Source organism: Psychroserpens mesophilus, from assembly GCF_000826645.1.
Classification (GTDB): domain Bacteria; phylum Bacteroidota; class Bacteroidia; order Flavobacteriales; family Flavobacteriaceae; genus Psychroserpens; species Psychroserpens mesophilus.
The window spans coordinates 295327-316392 of sequence record NZ_JXJP01000008.1 but is presented as its reverse complement, the minus strand read 5'-3'; the positions used below and the strand labels follow the sequence as shown (position 1 = coordinate 316392).

Sequence of the window (21066 nt, the reverse complement as noted above, 5' to 3'; positions counted from 1 at the left end):
TCAAACACAGTTTGGTGCTCAATGCCAAAATCAATTCCGGATTAACAATCGTGATGATTAAAGTGACCAAAAACGACCAGAATGCCATTGATTTATAATAGTTTAGTATAGAGGTGAATTGCTTTCGCATATCACTTATAACGCTAAAACTTAAAAAATTATTTTTCTGAGTTGTTAACAAGTAATCAACTGCTTAAAATCCATAAAATATTGTATTTTTGAAACACAATTTTAAGAGATAAATGTTAGATAAATTACAGATTATTAAACAACGCTTTGATGAGGTGAGTGATTTGATCATTCAACCAGATATCATTACAGATCAAAAGCGTTATGTTCAACTAAATAAGGAGTACAAAGATTTACGATTGTTGATGGATAAACGTGAAGCGTATATCGAATTAACAGAGAATCTTAAAGAAGCTGAAGAAATTATAGCCGACGGAAGTGATCCAGAAATGGTTGAAATGGCTAAAATGCAATACGATGAAGCCAAGAATGGTATTCCAAAACTGGAAGAAGAGATTAAAGTATTGCTAATTCCGAAAGATCCTGAAGACTCTAAAAATGCTGTAGTCGAATTGCGTGCTGGTACAGGAGGTGATGAAGCGAGTATTTTTGCTGGTGATTTATTCAGAATGTATTCTAAATATTGTGAGAGTAAAGGCTGGAAAGTTGATGTGGTAGATTATAGTGAAGGGACTAATGGCGGATTTAAAGAAATTCAGTTTGAAGTTACTGGCGAAGATGTTTACGGAACATTGAAGTTTGAAGCTGGTGTGCATCGTGTACAACGTGTACCACAAACAGAAACGCAAGGTCGTGTGCATACGAGTGCAGCAACCTGTATGGTTTTTCCTGAAGCCGAAGAATTTGATGTAGAGATCGATCCAAAAGATGTAAGAATAGATTACTTCTGTTCGTCTGGTCCTGGAGGGCAATCGGTTAATACAACGTATTCTGCAGTTCGTTTAACACATGAACCAACTGGATTAGTTGCGCAATGTCAAGATCAAAAGTCGCAACATAAAAACAAGGAGAAGGCATTCAAAGTTCTGCGTTCTCGTTTGTACGATATGGAATTGGCAAAAAAGCAAGAAGAAGATGCTGCTAAGCGTGGTAGTATGGTGAGTTCAGGAGACAGAAGTGCAAAAATTAGAACTTACAATTATTCTCAAGGGAGAGTTACAGATCATAGAATTGGTTTAACACTTTATGATCTATCGAATATTGTAAATGGCGATATTCAAAAAATAATAGACGAATTACAACTAGCTGAAAATACTGAAAAGTTAAAAGCAAGTGACGAACATATTTAATTGGAAGCCTCTTTTTGGGCTTTTTTTATGGCATAACTCTAATGTTATTTTGCTCTTGATGCGGATGCTTTTAAAATTAAAATAGAATTATTGTTATCGAAAACTAAAGGTAAAATAGTACGAATGACTACGCAACAACTCATTGAACAAATTCAAAAAAAGAAATCTTTTCTTTGCATAGGATTGGATGTCGATCTTAATAAAATCCCGAAACATTTACTAAGTGAAGAAGATCCAATCTTCGCGTTTAATAAAGCAATCATTGACGCAACCCATCATTTGTGTGTAGCTTATAAGCCTAATACTGCTTTTTATGAAGCTTACGGATTAAAAGGTTGGAAGGCTTTAGAAAAAACCATCATGTATCTTAATGTCAAGCATCCGGAAATCTTTACGATTGCTGATGCCAAACGAGGTGATATAGGTAATACCAGTCGCATGTATGCAAAAGCATTTCTTGAAGATTTAGCATTCGATAGTATTACTGTTGCGCCATATATGGGAAAAGATTCAATAGAACCTTTTTTAGAGGTCAAAGACAAGCATACTATTCTGCTAGCATTGACGTCAAATGCTGGAGCTTTCGATTTTCAGACTAAAACGATTGAAGGAAAAGAAGTGTATAAACAGGTATTAGAAACGTCTAAAACTTGGAAGAATTCAGAAAATTTAATGTATGTGGTTGGTGCAACAAAAGCCGAGTATCTCGCTGACATCAGAAAAATTATTCCTGAAGCATTCTTATTAGTGCCAGGTGTTGGCGCACAAGGCGGAAGTTTAAAAGAGGTTTGTAAATATGGAATGACTTCAAATGTTGGCTTATTAGTCAATTCATCAAGAGGGATTATTTATGCTTCCAATGGAAAAGATTTTGCTCAGGCTGCTGCTGAAAAGGCCGAAATTCTACAAATAGAAATGGCCTCGGAATTATAGAGGATTTGAAATGTAATACATCGAACATGGTGCTTTTAGGCATAACGGTTCATATTAATTTACTATCAATGTCTCAGGCAATATAATTCGAAAACACATTGTATTTGAAAGTGGAATCGAAAATATAGTATAGTAAAACGCATCACAGATTTTAAATAAAAATCATATCAGGATCCTTTCCTTTAAATAAAAGGGTACAAAAGGGGTACATAGCATTTCTTTCTTTTTTAGCTGATAAAAGCAGCTTACATTGGGTATTTAAAGTGGATGCCCATGTATAATAATCTTCAAATCTTATGCTTGTTTTTTCTTTTATCAGCACAGTGTTTTACGCAATCCTTAAAGAAAGAAACGTTAACCAACCAAGGTAGCTCGCATTTTGTTTATGCAAATAATAAAAGCTTTTATATACAAGAAAGTATTGGGCAAACTAGTGTGATTAGAACATTTAATGCACAAAATTATAGTTTAAGACAAGGATTTCTTCAACCAGTCCATGCATCATTTTTGAATGATAATTCAGATTCTAATTTAGATGCTGTCGTTTTTCCTAATCCGTTTTCTCAATCCATCACTATAATATTTAATGAACCCATATTTGATGAGCTCACAGTCTATGTCTCAGATGTAATGGGAAGAACAGTTCATTCTCAAATATATCATCCAACTCAGAATCTCACAATACAATTGAGTAATGTTGCTAATGGTGTTTATGTATTACATGTGAGGATGCGTCAAAAAATAATGATCACTAAAATTATAAAGGAATAGTTATGAGGTTGTTTCTGATGTTTTCTGGATTTTTCTTAATGGGTTTAAGTATTTCTTGCCAGCAAATCTACTTTGAAGCAGGTAAATCAATATCAGCTTTCGATTATACCAATTCAAGTGGCAAATCGATTGATAATTTATTATCGAAATCAAATACCTATATGGGAATTGGTTATCGAGATAATTTGAATAACGAACAGACTTTATTTCTGGCTTTAGGAATGTCTTATAACGATTATGGAGCGATTGGTAGTGATCCTGTTTTAGATAATTTTTTTGAATGGGATGTGTCTTATTTAGGCATTCAAACCGGATTAGATTTTAGATTGTTTCGCTTGCGAGATTTTTCATTCTATATAATAGGCAGAATCACTTTTGAACATTTAATACGAGGAACTCAAACCACAAATAATCAGGTGTTTGATTTGGTAAAGGAAAATGAATTTAATAACGATATATTTTTTGTGAAAGGTGGTATTGGGATGCAATATCCAATATCTCGCAACACAGCAATTTTTGCCAATTATTTCTACGGAAAAACAGTGCTTATAGACCAATCTAAAAGTCTAGATCAAGAAACATTAAAACTCATCAATCATCAACTAGGAATAGGTTTAATAATTAATCTTCCTAACTGTAATTGTTCATTATAATAACTAAAATTATGAAAAAATTCATACTTATTACATGGCTTATTTTTAGTGCTATTTTAGCAGAAGCCCAAACCGATGGTATCAGTTATCAGGCGGTTATAATAGATAATAATCCTCAAGAAATTCCAGGCGTAGATATTCAATCAAATAATTTACCTAATGCGCCTTTGAGTGTTAAGTTTAGTATAATGGATAATACTTCTCAAGTTGAATATCAAGAAACCCATACAACACAAACAGATCCTTTTGGGATGATCAATTTAATGATTGGCCAAGGTGTATTAACCTCAGAAACATTAATGACTTTTAATCAAATATATTGGGACAATCAAAAACATTTACGAGTAGAAATCGACCTTTTAGATGGAAACGGTTATGTTATGTTTAGCTATCAAGAGCTAACTTATATTCCGTATGTAAGACATCGAGAAATCATCGCGAGCTCCACATTAGATGTCGATGGTGAAACCAATTTGAATAGCAATTTGTCAGTGAATAATGCAAGTGCAACAAATCTGTCTGGTTCTTTAACCACAGACGGAATCACTAATCTGAATAACAACTTAACGGTTAATAATCTAAGTCCGACATACCTCACAGGTGATTTAACTGTAGATGGTTTGGTTAGTTTTGATGGCGAATTAGCAGTTGGAGGTGATACTAATTTGTATTCAGATTTAACAGTTGCTGGAAACTCACTGCTCGAAGGCGACTTAAATGTATTAGGCACTTCCAATTTTAGTGATGGAATTTTTGAGAATATTACCGTAAATCAAAATTCGTTATTAAATATACTAAACGCTAGTGGTCCTGCTAATTTAGCCAATACACTTACTGTAGCTGGAGCAACTCAAATTAATAATAATCTAAATGTTTCTCAAACAGCCAACCTAAATTTTGCAGTTATTAATCAATCAGGTTTTGATCCTAATCTCAATTCTTTAATAGTCCATGGACGAAGTTTACTTACTGGTCGTGTTATAGTAAATCCACAGTTAACAAATATTAGTCAAAATAATGCCAGTTCTTATCCTTTAGAAGTTAGAGGTAGGCATGGTATATGGATTAGCGCAAATGCCGTTACACCAAGCAGTAATAATAACTTTCTCACGTTTTCAAACTCTTCAAACAATCCAGTTGGCGCAATCGAAGGGCAAACCTTAAATGAGCTCAATAATAGTTTTCGCTTTATTTGGGACGCTACAACAGCATTATTAGACGAAGCTTTTATAGTTGCAGAGGGCATTGCTTGTGGATTTCAGTTTGATGGAGGTGAAGTCATAGTCATGGGATTACAAGGAGCAGCAGCTTATGCACATTTGTTAGAACTTACTATAAATGCAACAAACAATGTTGGTGTGTCCTTTAAAACTGGAGGCGCAGATTATGCTGAATACCTTGAAAAAGAAAATGCTAAAACGCAATTTGAACCAGGTGAAGTGGTAGGTGTATTTGGTGGGAAGATTTCAAAAAGAACAAAAGGAGCACAACACATTTTGGTGATTTCTACAAATCCTATTGTACTTGGAAATATGCCAATAAATCAATCGGTTGAAAATTTTGAAAAGGTAGCATTTTTAGGTCAGGTGCCTGTTCGGGTTGTCGGACGAGTAGCCATTGGAGACTACATATTGCCTTCTGGGAATGATGACGGATTAGCAATATCAAAAGCTCCGAATGAAATGATGCTTAGTGATTATTCTGAAATTATTGGTGTAGCTTGGGAAGCGTCTTTAGGCGATGTATTCGGTTATGTTAATGTAGCAATTGGCTTAAATACTAATGATATTGCACTTCAGTTAAAACAACAGCAAATGGAAATAGATCAAATTAAAAATGAACTTAAATCAATTCATGAGTTGTTAAAAGGGAATCCTAATAACTTAGAAGATAAAAGTGTTGCGAAGAGTAATATGACAGTTTCTAAAGGCACTAATTCAAGTCTGAATTTATACCCAAGGGCAAAAAATGAAATTAAAATATCTGAAACTGATTTTGAAGAATGGCTTAGCAAATATGGATATGTTTTTGAAAACCGAATGGCAATATTAGGTGATTACTTCAACGAAAATAATGTCATAATTAGTGAATATCCAGAAATTGAAAAGTTAATCACAAATACCAAACAAGCTTTGAGAGATATGAATAGTGGTGAATACTTAACAACCTTATGGCAATCTTTTCAAAAACGCTATCCAAAGGTGTTTACAACCAATTAATTAAAGTTATTGTTTGTGAAATTTAGATTGACATCACAGTGTGTTCTAAAGAATCTTTTGAATCTAATCCCATTTTTTTACGAAGTCGTTGTCTGGCTTTTTTAATACCATCGCTTGAGATATTTAGAATGTTCGCAATTTCCTTTGAGGATAAATTCATTTTCATCAATGCCATTAAACGCAAATCATTGGCTGTAATTTTAGGAAATTTTAGTTGCGCATTAGTATTAAAATCCTTGTGTACCTCTTCAAAATAACGAGAGAAATTTTCCCAGTTGTTATCGTCTTGTAAATCAAAGTTGATCGTTTGTATGAGCATTTGATAACCAGGATCAGCATTAGCATCTGCTTTCAAAACTTTAGCTTTTTGTTTTAAGTCATTGAGCACTTCATTCTTTTTGGCTAGATGTAAAGCATGTGTTGTTAATTCTTTGGTTTTGTATTCTAGCGCTGCTTGAGCATTTTCTTTTTCAACTTTATGACGTTTTGAACGTTGAAATATTGCATAGAGCGCAAATAATGTTAGTAATAATCCTGAAGCCAATAAAAAGATTTTAAGGTTGCTGATTTTCTCTTTAGATTCTAATAAATCTATTTGATTGTCTTGTAATTTAATTTGTTGTTCTTTTCTTTCAGTTTCATACTGGATTTGTAACTCTTCAGTTTTTTTTGCGTTTTCAATATTAAATAGTGAATCACTAATTTTTTTGTTAGCTCTAAATGATATTAAGGCATTTTTAGAATTACCAAGTGCTTCATATGCTAACGATTTTAACAACAAGGCGTCCATTTTTCTTGCAGGATCATTAATTCTATCTGAAATTAAAATACTGGCATCAAGATGCTCTATTGCTTTTTGATAATTGCCTTTTTTGTAATAAGCCTCACCTAAGTGGTATTGAGCACGTGTCTCGTTATATGGTATTTTAATGGATTTGTATGAGGCTAGCCCTATTTCAAAATGAGAAATGGCCTCGTCATATTTTTTCTGAGCAAGTTTTAATCTGCCAATATTTAGAAAGGATCGTCCAATATTCGCATTAAAATTTAATTCCTTCGATAGTTCTAGACCTTCGTTTAAGTAATCTTCTGCCTCTTTATAATTTTCAAGACCGAGATAGGAGTCGCCAATGTAGGATTTTGCTTGAGCTATAAAAATTTTACTATCTAAGATTTCATACATGTCTAAAGCTTCTTTAAATGATGAAATGGCTTTTTCATGACTACCTTCGCCTTGATAAACATTTCCAATAAGCATAGCGCAAGAGGCAATGTTCTCTTTGTCTTTAAGAGCTTTATAAATTTCTAAGGCTTTATAAGTGACATCCAGTGATAAGTTAGTGTATCCTTGCATGTTGTAATACTGAGATTTGTAAGTGTTCAATTTTGCAATCAAACTGGAGTCCTTATATCGTATAACAATTGGCAATATGGAATCAGTAATTGTGATGCCTCGCTCAGGATTTCCTGTAGCAAATTCTAAATACGCTAAATTAGAAGTATGTTTTGCAGACTTAAGAGTGTCTTTGCCTAATAAGGAGCTAGCTATTCCTTTTTTAGTATAAATCTTTGCAGAATCCATTTTTCCAACCGAATTGTAATACGATGTAATTAGTCCGTAAGCATCAGATTCGCCTTTATAATTATTTTTTTCTTGATAAATCTCTAATGCTTTTTCTGAATAATTTAAAGATTCTGAAGGATTTTTAAATCGAATTGCTCTTGCTAATTTTATAAATGCTGATGCTTTTGTTGTATCTGTTTGTGTTGTTTTGACAACATTTAAAAGACTGTCAATTTTTTTTTGTTGCTCTTGAGCACTAGATACTATTGTAATTAATAAAATTACAATGCTCAGTTTCTTTGAAATTGTCATAAGGCTTTTTTCTAATCACATAAATATAATGTTATTAGAATTGAATTGAAATTGATGGGTAAGACAAAAAGGGTACATTCTTCAAAATAATTGAATTTACTGTTGTTTCGCATTGTTGAAAAAAAAATCAAAAAATCGCAGACTCTAAATCGTCAATCTAAAATCAATTATTACTTTTGCACATGCAACACAACAAAGTCCTAATTTTAGATTTCGGTTCGCAATATACACAGCTAATAGCACGACGTGTAAGAGAGTTAAATATCTATTGCGAAATACACCCTTTTAACAAAATTCCTAGCGATTCTGACAGTTTCAAGGCTGTGATTTTATCTGGTAGTCCTAACTCAGTTAGAGGTGAAGCTGTTCTGCATCCAGATCTGTCTGAAATAAGAGGGAAAAAACCTATGCTAGCCGTTTGTTATGGTGCTCAGTATTTAGCCCATTTTTCAGGAGGTGAAGTCGCAGAATCAAATACAAGAGAGTATGGACGAGCTAATTTGGGATTTGTAAAACCTAATGAAGACTTCTTTGAAAATATTCATGAAGGCAGCCAAGTTTGGATGAGTCATAGTGATACCATAAAAAAATTGCCAGCAGGAGGTGTTTTATTAGCAAGCACAAATGATGTCGAAAATGCAGCATATAAAATTGAAGGTGAAGATACCTATGCCATTCAATTTCATCCAGAAGTCTATCATACCACAGATGGTCATCAACTATTACATAACTTTTTAATTAAAATAGCTAAAGTTGAGCAAGACTGGACACCACAATCATTTGTTGAAGAAACCGTTGATAGTCTTAAAAAGCAAATAAGAAATGATAAAGTCGTTTTGGGCTTGTCTGGAGGTGTCGATTCCTCGGTTGCTGCCATGTTGTTACATAAAGCCATAGGTAAGAATTTGTACTGCATTTTTGTGAACAACGGATTGCTTCGAAAGAATGAATTTGAAGATGTCTTGCATCAATATGAAGGTATGGGACTCAATGTTAGAGGTGTTGATGCTTCGGCACGCTTTTTGGATGCCTTGGCTGGTAAGAGCGATCCAGAAGAAAAACGAAAAACAATAGGTCGCGTGTTTATTGAGGTTTTTGATGATGAAGCACATCGTATTCAAGATGTAAAATGGTTGGCACAAGGTACCATATATCCAGATGTGATTGAAAGTGTTTCAGCTACTGGAGGACCAAGTGCAACAATTAAAAGTCATCATAATGTAGGAGGTTTACCAGATTTTATGAAACTCAAAATTGTAGAGCCACTTAAAGCTTTATTTAAAGATGAGGTAAGACGTGTTGGTGCTTCCATGAATATGGATTCTCAGCTATTAGGTCGTCATCCATTTCCGGGTCCAGGATTGGCAATTCGTATTCTTGGTGATCTAACTCCTGAGAAAGTTCGTATATTACAAGAGGTTGATGCTATTTTTATTAATAATCTAAGATCTTGGAATTTATACGATAAAGTATGGCAGGCAGGAGCAATGTTGTTGCCAGTAAATAGTGTAGGCGTTATGGGAGACGAACGTACTTATGAAAAATGTGTTGCTTTAAGAGCTGTTGAAAGTACAGATGGAATGACAGCAGATTGGGTAAATCTTCCGTATGAATTTTTACAGAAAACCTCAAATGAGATAATAAATAAGGTGAAAGGCGTTAATAGAGTAGTATATGATATTAGCTCAAAACCACCAGCAACTATTGAATGGGAATAAATTTTTGTGACTTCTGCACTGAATTTGTTTCAAATCAATATACATTCAGTACATAAAATTTTTTTTGAATGAAAAAACTCTTAATCATACTCGTTACTTTGTTTTGCAGTTTTTCTGCGATAGCTCAAGATTATAAAACACACAAAGTCAAGGAAGGTGAAACTATTGAGCAAATAGCTAAACAATATTTAGTAACACCTTTTGATATTTTTGCACTTAATCCGGATGCAAAAAAAGAATTAAAATCAGATATGATCTTAATTATACCAACATCTGGAGTTAAAAATGATGAAATCCTTGAAGATAAAAAAGAACTTATCGGTTACAAAACGCATAAAGTGAAACGTAAAGAAACGCTATTCAGTATTTCTCAAAAATATGCTGTAGAGATTGAAGATATCAAAAAGCATAATACAAATCTCTATTCCGAAAATTTAAGAAAAGGCGACAAGTTGAAAATACCTCGTTTTAAAACGATAGTCAATAAGGTAAGTTTAAATAATACCATCAAAAAGTATAAAGTTCAGCCTAAAGAGGGTAAATGGCGAGTGGCTTATAAATTTGGAATTACTGTTCCAGAACTTGAAGCTTTAAATCCAAATATCAATGAGGTATTGCAGCCTGGTGATGAACTCAACGTTCCAAATATTAGCAATAATGAAGAGAAAGCTGTGGATGATGAATTTAATTATTATACGGTTTTAAAGAGTGAAGGTTACATGGCTTTAAATCGGAAACTGGGAGTTACTCAAGACCAGTTAGAAACTTTAAATCCTGAACTCAAAGAAGGTGGTTTAAAACTGGGAATGGTCTTAAAAGTGCCAGGTAATATCAAAACAACTAATGTAGTCATAGATGTCGCAAATACTAACTTATCTTCAAATTTAAAGAATTTAAGTCCAAAACGTATTGCACTCATGTTACCATTTGGCTTAAATAAAGTTGATGTTGATTCTGTTCAGGAAGCTAAAAAGATGATGCGCACTAACGGTTTGCTATCGGTGTCTTTAGATTTTCATACTGGTGTACTCATGGCTTTAGATTCAGCAAAACAATTAGGGATTTCTACCAATTTAAAAGTTATTGATACAAAAAATCAGATTGCAGAGATTTCTAAAATTTTAGAAGCAAATGATTTTTCAGAATACGATGCTGTTATCGGTCCATTAATGCCCACGAGTCTCGAGCGTGTTGCTTCTAAACTGAAACGTGATAATGTGCCTGTAATATCGCCTTTAACTATGCCAACAAATTTGTATGATAATGTATTTCAGACCATTCCATCAGATGATTTGTTAGAACAGGCTATCATTAAATACGTTAAGAAAGACTCTTTGCCAAAGCACATTGTAATAATTTCAGATTCAAAACATAAAGCTATTAGTGATCGTCTTAAAAGTGAATTTCCTTTAGCAAAACAAATTCAATCTAGAAAAAATAAAAAAGGACAAGAGGCATATTTTATGTATCAAACCGATTTAGAAAACGTGTTTCAAACTGGAACTAATATTGTATTTCTCGAAACGGATAACGAAGGTTTAGCGTCTAACGTCATTAGTATGATCAATGGTTTTAATATGAATGATAAAGAAATCATTTTAATGACTACCAATAAAAATAAAGCTTTTGATGGAAAGGAGATTTCTAACTACCACTTGTCTAATTTGAAATTTCACTATCCATCAGTAAATAAAACAATTGCTGTAGAATCTAGAAATAGTTTTGTAACCAAATATATGAACGAATACAATGTGAGTCCGAATAAATATGCCGTTCGAGGTTTCGATTTAACCTTAGATCTGCTTTTACGTTTGGCTTCTGAAGACGATTTATACAAAGCCTCGTCTAGTGATATTGAAACTGAATATATCGAGAACAAATTCAGGTATTCTAAAAAGATGTTTGGTGGTTACTACAATGAAGCGGTTTACATTGTGAAGTACGATGATTTAACTATTGTTGAAGCAAAATTGTAATCGTTTATCTAAAAATTTTTGTTGATGAATCATACGTGTTTCTTCTGAAAATTCTTGCTCTAAAAACACTTGAATACAATATAGATTAAGCTCAAGCGTTCTCTTATTTATATTGTATCTGATTGATTTAATGATGTCTAGATTTGTTATAGTCCTTTTTTTGTGTTTAAATGCTTTTTCAAATGAAGGCGAAACCATTCCATGGAGTGAAACCAAAAAATTAGCATGGACAGATTTTAAAGGACCAATTGAAGCCGATTCTGATGCTGCGGCTGTAACTGCTTCTGGAATTACGTTTTCGTATGCAATAAGAAAAACCGATGATCGTATCACCGATTTTGAAGCTCAAGCTGAAGCGCATTTTTATACTGAAAATTCATGGTTTATTAAAGACCGATGTAATGATCATATTTTGGCTCATGAACAACTACATTTTGACATCACCGAATTACACGTGCGTATATTCCGTCACAGATTAGAACGTTTGGAGATCTCACAACACATAAAGTCAGAATTAAATAAGCTTCATGAAACGGTTAATAGAGAATTGGCAGAAATGCAACACAACTATGATACGGAAAGTCAGAATTCTATAAACAAAGAAGAACAAATCAAATGGAATGCCTATGTAGCTGAAAACCTGAAAAAGTTTGAAGCTTTTAAATCGGAATAACATTGAATTGTCATTTGGAAAGTATTGTCTTTCCAACCAAAGTGGAGCAATCCTATTAGATTTAACAATGAGGTTTTAAATGTTAGTTTTTATCTATCTTAGTCCTTTATAGAAACCATGCTTCAGCCAGATCAACAATTCTTAATCAAACTTGCTCATACTAAAATGCCTTATGGTAAATATGAAGGCAGGTATCTCATTGATTTACCAGAATATTATATTGTGTGGTATCATAACAAAGGCTTTCCAAAAGGTAAGTTGGGAGATATGCTTACCCAAGTCTACGAGCTCAAACTTAATGGTTTAGAGGATTTAATTAGAAATATTCAAAAGCGCTATCCCAAATGAGTTGGTTTATCTATTTTGTTAATGCTGTTTTGCATACGTTTCAGGCGTGAGTTTTTTATACTTTTTGTAGAAATTTTTGCCTAAAGTCATAAAAGGTTTTTCTATAAAAACAAAAGAAGCGAACCCTAAGATAAGTGTAATTATGATAGCTAAAAGACAATGCAGATAAGGGTTTAAATGGCCAAAGTACTGATAAAGTGTTTGCTGAATAAGAAATCCCCAAAGATAAATTCCATATGAAATATCATACTTTGGTTTTAGCTTAAGAACATGTTTATTAGAGCTAATGAAAATGGTAATACTCGCTGCGCAGATAATAAGTAAGATATGATTTATGTGGCTGTCCCTAAAAACGTAATATAGTATAGCTGTAATGATGACAGACTTATAGTTGATAGAAATAAAATCCGAATTAACAGCTAGAAAAGCACCTATAGCAAATGAAGCTGGAGTTAAATTTATTTCAGAACTATCACCTAAATAATGATAGAAAAGACCTTCTGTGAAAAAAGCATCAGCAATAACAATTAGAATTGGAATGTTTAAGTAGTATTTATTTTTCTGTCTTAAGGCTATGAATGAAATTAAAACAGCTATGTAACAACCTATTTCATATTTTAAACTCCATAAAGAACCATTAACCACATCTGGTGTGAGGTTTTCATTAAAAATACCAGGTAAATAATATTTAGTATTAAAGAGTAAGTTTTTCCAGATATACGAAAAATTACCAAGCTCTGAAAAATAATTAGCTATTGGAAGTCGAGTTAAAATAGGACCAAAAGCGAAGACTGTAATGACTAATACAAAAAAGAGCAAAGGAAGTATTCTGAAAACTCTGGAAATTAAATAATAAACCACATCATTTTTTTTCAAATAGCTGTTGGTAACAACCAATCCACTAATAAAGAAAAATAACTTAACTGCAAATGCTCCAGAATAGGTAAATTCAAACAAATAAAGTGGATCGAACCAGGATTCACTTCCACCATTAAGAGGAATTGTATGTCCTACTATGACTAAAATAGCTAAAAAAACACGTATTAAATCTAAGTTATTATTTTGCTTATTTAGTAATTGTGAAATTTTCATTTGCTATTGGTGTTCTCTTGCGTAGCATTAATAACATGTAATGACGTTTCAATGACATTTTATGAATGGGAAAGCAAATCTGCATATTTTTTTTTAATTGCCCTAGAGTTTAGCTGTAATTTCAAAAGTTTTAAACAGTTTTAGGTGCAAATACATTATCAACATATTGTTGAATAATAAACCTTAAACAAATCGTAGATAACTATTTAAATTTTGTAAATTTGCCTGCGTTTAACAGCGCAACATGACAACTACTAAATACATCTTTGTAACAGGAGGAGTAACGTCCTCACTTGGAAAAGGCATCATTGCTGCATCTTTAGCAAAACTGCTTCAGGCTCAAGGTTACAGGACGACCATTCAAAAATTAGATCCTTACATTAATGTCGATCCAGGAACGCTAAATCCTTACGAACATGGCGAATGCTATGTGACTGATGATGGAGCAGAAACTGATTTAGATCTTGGACATTATGAGCGTTTTTTAAATGTGCCTACAAGCCAATCTAATAACGTTACTACGGGTCGTATTTATCAAAGCGTCATTGAAAAAGAACGTCGTGGTGAGTTTTTAGGAAAAACGGTCCAGGTCATTCCTCATATTACTGATGAAATAAAACATCGCGTACAAATCTTAGGTCAAACAGGGGATTACGATATTGTTATTACTGAAATTGGAGGAACAGTTGGTGATATTGAATCATTGCCTTATGTAGAAGCGGTTCGTCAGTTAAAGTGGGAATTAGGAGAACATAATGCTATTGTTATTCATTTAACTTTAGTGCCTTATTTATCTGCTGCAGGCGAATTAAAAACAAAGCCAACACAACACAGCGTTAAGACATTAATGGAAAGTGGTGTCATGGCAGATATTTTAGTATGTCGTACAGAACATGAATTGCCCGAAGATCTGAGAGTAAAATTAGCGAAGTTTTGTAACGTTAGGCAAGAGGCCGTTATTCAGTCCATTGATGCATCTACGATATATGATGTTCCTAATTTAATGCTTGATGAAGGTTTAGATAAAGTTGTCCTTAAAAAATTAGCCTTAGACAGCTCAATTCCAGATTTAACACAATGGAATCAGTTTTTATCACGTCATAAAAATCCGAAAGGTGAAGTGACTATCGGATTAATTGGTAAATATGTAGAACTTCAGGATTCTTATAAATCTATTTTAGAAGCTTTTATTCATGCTGGTGCTGAAAATGAAGTGAAAGTCAATGTCGAGCCTATTCATTCTGAATATTTAACAAAAGCTAATGCCGCTAGTAAGTTAAAACATCTGCATGGTGTATTAGTAGCTCCTGGTTTTGGTGAACGTGGTATTGAAGGAAAAATAGAAGCTGTTCGATATGTACGTGAGCAGAACATTCCGTTTTTAGGAATTTGTTTAGGTATGCAAATGGCTGTGATTGAATATGCCAGAAATGTCGTTAAATTGACAGATGCTAATTCTACAGAAATGAATGAAGATACTGCCAATCCAGTTATTGATTTGATGGAGTCTCAAAAAGCAATTACCGATAAAGGCGGAACAATGCGTCTTGGCGCCTGGGATTGTAATTTGTTAGACGGAAGTATTGCCAAAAATGTTTATCAATCTGAAAATATTAAAGAACGTCACAGACACCGTTACGAATTTAACAATACATACAAACAACAAATAGAAGATGCTGGCATGAAAGCGACAGGTTTAAATCCTGAAACTGGACTTGTGGAAATTGTTGAAATACCAAATCACAATTGGTTTGTTGGTGTTCAGTATCATCCAGAGTATAAGAGCACAGTTGCTAATCCACATCCACTATTTGTAGCTTTTGTTAAAGCAGCACTTGATTTTAAAACAGATAAAAATAGTGTCAGTATGGCACAAAACTAATATTGGACAGCTTTTTGTTAACTCAAAGCATCCGCTCCTTTACGGGAGACTCTAATTAACACAAATGGAAGAAAAAAAATTTGACTTAAACTCCATCATAGGATTCGTACTAATTTTCGGAATCTTACTATACATGATGTGGCAAAATCAGCCAACTCCAGAAGAACTGGCAGAGCAGGAAAAAGCAAAGCAAGAACAAATTGAAGCTGAGAAAAAGGCTGCGACTGTAACTCCTCAAGATGCAGTAGTCACTACTGCTGAAGATTATTCTAATGTTTCACCAACCGATTCATTAAAGATTGTTGAATTAAAGAATAAACTTGGTGCTTTTGCTTACGCAACTACTTTGTCAACAGCAAAAGATAAAGAAACGACAGTTGAAACAGATGTTTTGGCATTAAAATTTAGTAATAAAGGTGGTTTCCTCACTGAAGTCAGATTAAAAGAATTTGTAGACTACGATTCGATTCCTATCCACTTAATTAAGAATGGCAACCAAACGTTTAACATTCAATTTCCAACAGCAGATAATCGTATTTTAAATACTCAAGATTTACCATTTCAGCCTTCAGTAACAAAAAACGGAGATAACACTATTGTTTCAATGAAACTCAAGGTGTCTGAGAGTCAATTCTTAGAATATCGCTATGAGTTGAAACCAAAGGATTATATGATTGATTTTTCAATCGTTTCCAAAGGTTTAAACAATGTGGTTAATAGCTCTCAGGAGATTAACTTAGATTGGAAGTTGAAAACGTATCGTCATGACCAAAGTATAACTTATGAAAACCGTTATACACGTTTAACTTACATGCATGAAGGTGACAAAATTAGTAAGTTAGCTCAAAATGGTGATGATGAAGAACTTATTGAAGAGGCGAGATGGTTATCGTACAGACAGCATTTTTTCAGTACAATCTTAGTGGCGAATGAACCCTTTAAGAAAGCCACTATAACTTCTAATGATTTAGTGCAAGATGAAGAAGTAGATACCGTTTTTACAAAACAGTTTGCTTCAAAATTACCTTTACGGTTTAAAGCTGGTGAAGCAGATAATAATTTCCAATTGTATTTTGGCCCTACAGATAGCAAAATACTTAAGCAATATGATTATGATTTAGAAGAAAGTATTCCATTTGGTTGGGGAATATTTGGATGGATTAACAAGCAATTGTTTATTCCACTTTTTAGCTTTCTTAGTTCGTTCTTGCCATATGGTATTGCCATTATTGTAATGACAGTTTTAATCAAATTAATGATGTCTTTTGTACAGTATAAGCAGTTTTTGTCACAAGCCAAAATGCGAGTGTTGAAGCCAGAGTTAGATGCTATAAAAGAAAAGTACAAAGACAATAAGATGAAGGCGCAGCAGGAGACGATGGCACTTCAAAACAAAGCAGGTGCTAGTCCGTTAGCTGGATGTTTGCCTGGTTTAATTCAGTTACCAGTATTTTATGCCTTATTCATGTTTTTCCCAACAGCATTTGCTTTGAGACAAAAAAGTTTCCTTTGGGCTGATGATTTATCGTCGTACGATGTAATTGCCGAGCTGCCATTTAATATTCCTTTTTATGGAGACCACGTAAGTTTATTTCCAATATTAGCAGCAATAGCTATTTTCTTTTATATGAAAATGACGACTGGTCAGCAAATGGCTTCACAACCAACTCAGGAAGGTATGCCAGATATGGCTAAGATGATGAAGTATATGATTTACTTTTCGCCTATTCTGATGTTAGTATTCTTTAATCAATACGCTTCTGGATTGAGTTTGTATTATTTCATTTCTAACTTAATTAGTATTGGTATTATGTTAGTTATTAAGAATTACATTTTAGATGAAGATAAGATTCATGCTCAGATTCAGGAGAATAAGAAAAAACCTAAAAAGCAGAACAAATTTCAGAAGAAAATGGCTGAAATGATGGAACAAGCTGAAGCACAAAAACAAGCGCAGCAAAAACGTAAATAATGATTGCCATTACACTATTAAAAGCCTCTGAGATTCAGAGGCTTTTTTATTACACTTATTCTGTTTAATAAAAAAAGCGCTTCTAGACATTCTAGAAGCGCTTTAACCAACCAACCAATCAGGTCAAATTAATCTAACTATTAATCAATTAATTTGAAATGAATTTTTTATGGGCGAATTACTCTGTCAATGACATGTACAACACCGTTTATAGCTTGTATATCAGTAAGTTCAGCGATAATCCCGATTTCTCTCATCAAGCTATCTGTAATTGTAAGTGTATTGATATCTAAATCTAAATCACCTCCTAGTGCAGGAATAGTACCCATCAAGCTAGGTAAATCAGCAGCGCGAACGTTACCATTGGCAACATGCATAAGCAATACAGCATCTACAGTTGCAGGATCTAAATCGCCTAAAGTTGTGTTTCCAGACGGATCTAATTCTAATAATAAATCTGCAAAAGCACCATTTGTAGGCGCAAAGACCGTAAAAGGTCCTGCCGAAGCATCAGAAACTGTACTAATCCATTGTACTGTTGGTGATCCTGTATCTGCAAGCGCTAAGGCTGAAACTAAACTACCTAAAGCATCCGTATTTGAAGTTGCAAAAGTTGCAATAGTAGGTAAATCAATAACGTTATCAACAACATGAACTACACCATTTGTTCCAACAATATCTGCAACAACAACCATAGATGAACCATTTAGCATGACAGTATCACCAGCATTGATATATAAGGTTAAGTTATCGCCATCAGCATTGGTAGCAAATGTTGTTGTATCATATCCTGAAGTAAGTCCAGTTGAAAATGCAACACCATCAATAACATGGTTTAAAAGAATATCTCCAAGGGCATTTGAATTAGGATTATTAAAATCTGTAAAGGCATCATTGGTTGGTGCAAAAACCGTAAATGGGCCATCACCTTGTAATACTGTCACTAAGTTTTCCGCAGTTAAAGCGCCAGTTAATGACGTAAAGTTATCATTATTTAATGCATGGTCTACTATATCTGGTAAGCCTAACACAGCATCAATAACATGAACTGTTCCGTTTGATGCAGAAATATCAGCAAAAGCTGCAGAAACGACGCTAGCTGAATTATTAAATCTTGGTAATGCAGCACTGGTATCAAATAAAATACTAAGTTTTTCTCCACCTACACCATCTGCATTAGTTCTCGTGTATCCTTTACCGTCAGCACCAGATAATGATACTAAATCAGCAGCGCTTACATCAGCAGAAATTACATGGTTTAATAAGATTTGCTGCAATATAGCTGGATCTACCTGATCTAATGGAGTTCCGTTTAAGAATGTTGCGAATGCATCATTTGTTGGTGCTAATACTGTAAAAGGACCATTTCCTCTAAGCACACTTTCTAACCCAGCAGCCTGAACAGCAGCGACTAAACTTGATAATTCAGGAGTTGCGATTGCTGTATCAACAATGTCTAATTGTTGTGGCAAGATAATTGCGTTGTTATCATTGTCGTTGCTACATGCATAAAAAGCAAAAACGACTAATAATAATGGGAAAATTTTAAATGTTTTTGAAATAATTTTCATTTTTTTGAGTTTTTGTTGTTTAACTTTAATAATTCAAATCAGTCTGTTTAACAAAACTACGAAATGATTAAACAAAATAGAATGAGAGGCTTGTTTTTTATGTTTATTTTAACAATGGTTGCTTCTTTTGCACCTGCTCAAAATATTGTAAATCAGTTTGATGATGATGGTAAGCGTCATGGAATTTGGAAAAAGTATTTTGATAAAACGGATCAATTGCGATATGAAGGAAGGTTTCAACATGGTAAGGAAATAGATACTTTTAAGTTTTATACACTAAACAATAAGAAGAGTGTATTAAGTGCCATTAAAGTTTTTAATGCACAGAATGACCGAGCTTATGTTAAGTTTTTGTCCTCTAAAGGCAAACTTATTAGTGAAGGCACAATGAATGGTCGTTTATATTCAGGAAAGTGGATTTACTATCATAATAAGTCTGATGGCATATTGACAACAGAGTATTATAATGACAATGGTAAGCTTGAAGGAGAGAAAATAGTGTTTTATCCTAACGGTAATATCGCCGAAAAATCTAATTATAAGGATGGAAATCTAGAAGGTTCATCCAAATGGTATTCAGAAAAAGGTCTTTTGCTGAAAGACTTCTTGTACGAAAATAATGAACTGCATGGTTTATCTAAATATTATGATGCTAACGGAATTATCTTAGCTGAAGGTCAATACCAAAAAGGCCGAAAACATGGTATTTGGAATTATTATGAAGATGGAAAACTCAAAGAGACTAAAGATCATACCAGGCGAAGTAAGAACCCCAAAAAACAATAGTTAAAAGTTATCAATAATATAGTCAATTGTAATAGCAACGTTGTTTACGTTGCTATTTTTATTTCTTAATTTTGCAACATGAAAAGAGTAATTGTAGGACTTTCAGGAGGTGTGGATTCAAGCGTTGCTACTTATTTATTAAAGGAGCAAGGTTATGAGGTTATAGGCTTATTTATGAAAAATTGGCATGATGATTCAGTTACTATTTCTGATGAATGTCCTTGGCTTGACGACAGTAATGATGCGATGTTAGTTGCCGATAAACTGGGTATCCCTTTTCAAACTGTAGATTTAAGTGAGCAGTACAAAGAGCGTATTGTGGACTATATGTTTGACGAATATCAAAAAGGAAGAACACCAAATCCTGATGTGCTTTGTAATCGCGAGATCAAATTTGATGTCTTCATGAAGATTGCACTTGACCTTGGTGCAGATTTTGTCGCAACTGGTCATTATTGTAGAAAAAGGACTCTTGAAATAGATGGGCAAGAAGTCTATCAGTTGTTAGCAGGAGTTGATACCAATAAGGATCAATCTTACTTTTTATGTCAATTATCTCAAAATCAATTATCAAAAGCCTTATTTCCAATTGGTGAATTGACAAAACCAGAAGTTCGTGATATTGCGTCAAAACTTGATTTGGTCACGGCAGATAAAAAAGATTCTCAAGGCCTATGTTTTATTGGAAAAGTTCGCCTACCAGAATTCCTTCAGCAGAAATTAAAACCTAAAGAAGGTGTTATCGTTGAAATTCCTAAGGAATTAGAGTCTTATCATCATGCACCTCCTAATTTTGATTCAAAAGAACTAGAATTAGAGTATTCAGCAAAAAGACAGAAATATACCATAGCAAACGGAGCAGTGGTTGGAAAACATCAAGGTGCACATTATTTTACAAAAGGACAACGAAAAGGTCTAGCTGTTGGTGGAACAATAGAGCCTTTGTTTGTTATTGAAACTGATGTTGATGAAAATGTAATCTACACAGGACAAGGAAAACATCATCCAGGGTTGCTTAAGACTACTTTATTTGTAACTAATGAAGAATTGCATTGGGTTAGGGAAGATTTAGCTTTAGCTAACGGCGAATCTATGGCTGTTAAAGCCAGAATTCGTTATCGTCAAACTTTAGAAAACGCCATAATTTATAAAGTAGATTCAGGTCTTTACGTTGAATTCGAAAATCAGCAATCAGCAATTACCGAAGGACAATTTGTGGCATGGTATTTAAATGATGAATTAGTAGGTTCGGGAGTTATTTCTTAAATTGCAGTAAA

Annotated in this window: 16 protein-coding genes; 13 read left to right on the top strand and 3 right to left on the bottom strand. The window is 33.6% G+C overall.

Annotated features, from left to right (window positions below):
* Window positions 1-242: 242 nt before the first annotated feature.
* The 5 genes from prfA to TD18_RS08725 all read left to right on the top strand — a co-directional run bounded on the left by prfA (window position 243) and on the right by TD18_RS08725 (window position 5895).
* Window positions 243-1319: a peptide chain release factor 1 gene (prfA, locus tag TD18_RS08745; protein ID WP_040251337.1), complete on the top strand. Its 1077-nt coding sequence runs from the start codon at window positions 243-245 to the stop codon at window positions 1317-1319.
* A gap of 123 nt (window positions 1320-1442) precedes the next feature.
* Window positions 1443-2252, top strand: a complete 810-nt coding sequence (gene pyrF / locus TD18_RS08740; protein WP_040251335.1) for an orotidine-5'-phosphate decarboxylase — start codon at window positions 1443-1445, stop codon at window positions 2250-2252.
* A 273-nt stretch (window positions 2253-2525) separates the two neighbouring features.
* Complete coding sequence (locus TD18_RS08735; RefSeq protein ID WP_160289459.1) at window positions 2526-3023, top strand: T9SS type A sorting domain-containing protein; 498 nt, start codon at window positions 2526-2528, stop codon at window positions 3021-3023.
* 2 nt (window positions 3024-3025) lie between these two features.
* Window positions 3026-3676: an outer membrane beta-barrel protein gene (locus tag TD18_RS08730; protein WP_084205885.1), complete on the top strand. Its 651-nt coding sequence runs from the start codon at window positions 3026-3028 to the stop codon at window positions 3674-3676.
* 11 nt (window positions 3677-3687) lie between these two features.
* Complete coding sequence (locus TD18_RS08725) at window positions 3688-5895, top strand: hypothetical protein (RefSeq protein WP_152611344.1); 2208 nt, start codon at window positions 3688-3690, stop codon at window positions 5893-5895.
* 22 nt (window positions 5896-5917) lie between these two features.
* Here the strand turns inward: TD18_RS08725 and TD18_RS08720 are convergent, their stop codons facing one another.
* On the bottom strand, window positions 5918-7771 hold the full coding sequence (locus TD18_RS08720) for a tetratricopeptide repeat protein (protein ID WP_040251325.1): 1854 nt from the start codon (window positions 7769-7771) through the stop codon (window positions 5918-5920).
* 182 nt (window positions 7772-7953) lie between these two features.
* Here TD18_RS08720 and guaA point away from each other — a divergent pair, with 182 nt between their 5' ends.
* The 4 genes from guaA to TD18_RS08700 all read left to right on the top strand — a co-directional run bounded on the left by guaA (window position 7954) and on the right by TD18_RS08700 (window position 12486).
* The gene (guaA, locus tag TD18_RS08715; RefSeq protein ID WP_040251322.1) at window positions 7954-9489 is read left to right on the top strand and encodes a glutamine-hydrolyzing GMP synthase; all 1536 of its coding nucleotides are present in this window, start codon (window positions 7954-7956) and stop codon (window positions 9487-9489) included.
* 68 nt (window positions 9490-9557) lie between these two features.
* Window positions 9558-11465, top strand: a complete 1908-nt coding sequence (locus tag TD18_RS08710) for a PBP1 and LysM peptidoglycan-binding domain-containing protein (RefSeq protein ID WP_040251319.1) — start codon at window positions 9558-9560, stop codon at window positions 11463-11465.
* 130 nt (window positions 11466-11595) lie between these two features.
* Entirely contained in the window at window positions 11596-12138 is a 543-nt protein-coding gene (locus TD18_RS08705; RefSeq protein WP_040251316.1) for a DUF922 domain-containing protein, read from the top strand.
* Between the two features lie 117 nt (window positions 12139-12255).
* Entirely contained in the window at window positions 12256-12486 is a 231-nt protein-coding gene (locus TD18_RS08700; protein ID WP_040251313.1) for a DUF3820 family protein, read from the top strand.
* Between the two features lie 18 nt (window positions 12487-12504).
* On the opposite strand, the gene TD18_RS08695 is transcribed toward TD18_RS08700, so the two are convergent.
* Entirely contained in the window at window positions 12505-13578 is a 1074-nt protein-coding gene (locus TD18_RS08695) for an acyltransferase family protein (RefSeq protein ID WP_052461102.1), read from the bottom strand.
* Between the two features lie 244 nt (window positions 13579-13822).
* Here TD18_RS08695 and TD18_RS08690 point away from each other — a divergent pair, with 244 nt between their 5' ends.
* Together TD18_RS08690 and yidC are read left to right on the top strand one after the other, a co-directional pair.
* On the top strand, window positions 13823-15460 hold the full coding sequence (locus TD18_RS08690; protein WP_040251311.1) for a CTP synthase: 1638 nt from the start codon (window positions 13823-13825) through the stop codon (window positions 15458-15460).
* Between the two features lie 64 nt (window positions 15461-15524).
* A complete protein-coding gene (gene yidC, locus TD18_RS08685; RefSeq protein ID WP_040251308.1) occupies window positions 15525-17432 on the top strand; it encodes a membrane protein insertase YidC in 1908 nt (635 codons plus the stop codon).
* Window positions 17433-17599: 167 nt separating this feature from the next.
* On the opposite strand, the gene TD18_RS08680 is transcribed toward yidC, so the two are convergent.
* Window positions 17600-19003, bottom strand: coding sequence for a fasciclin domain-containing protein (locus TD18_RS08680; RefSeq protein WP_040251305.1), 1404 nt, complete (start codon window positions 19001-19003; stop codon window positions 17600-17602).
* Window positions 19004-19066: 63 nt separating this feature from the next.
* Here TD18_RS08680 and TD18_RS08675 point away from each other — a divergent pair, with 63 nt between their 5' ends.
* The gene (locus tag TD18_RS08675) at window positions 19067-19789 is read left to right on the top strand and encodes a toxin-antitoxin system YwqK family antitoxin (RefSeq protein ID WP_241480659.1); all 723 of its coding nucleotides are present in this window, start codon (window positions 19067-19069) and stop codon (window positions 19787-19789) included.
* Between the two features lie 78 nt (window positions 19790-19867).
* Window positions 19868-21055 (top strand): tRNA 2-thiouridine(34) synthase MnmA, encoded by a 1188-nt coding sequence (gene mnmA / locus TD18_RS08670; RefSeq protein ID WP_040251302.1) that lies wholly within the window; start codon window positions 19868-19870, stop codon window positions 21053-21055.
* The last annotated feature ends 11 nt before the right edge of the window (window positions 21056-21066 follow it).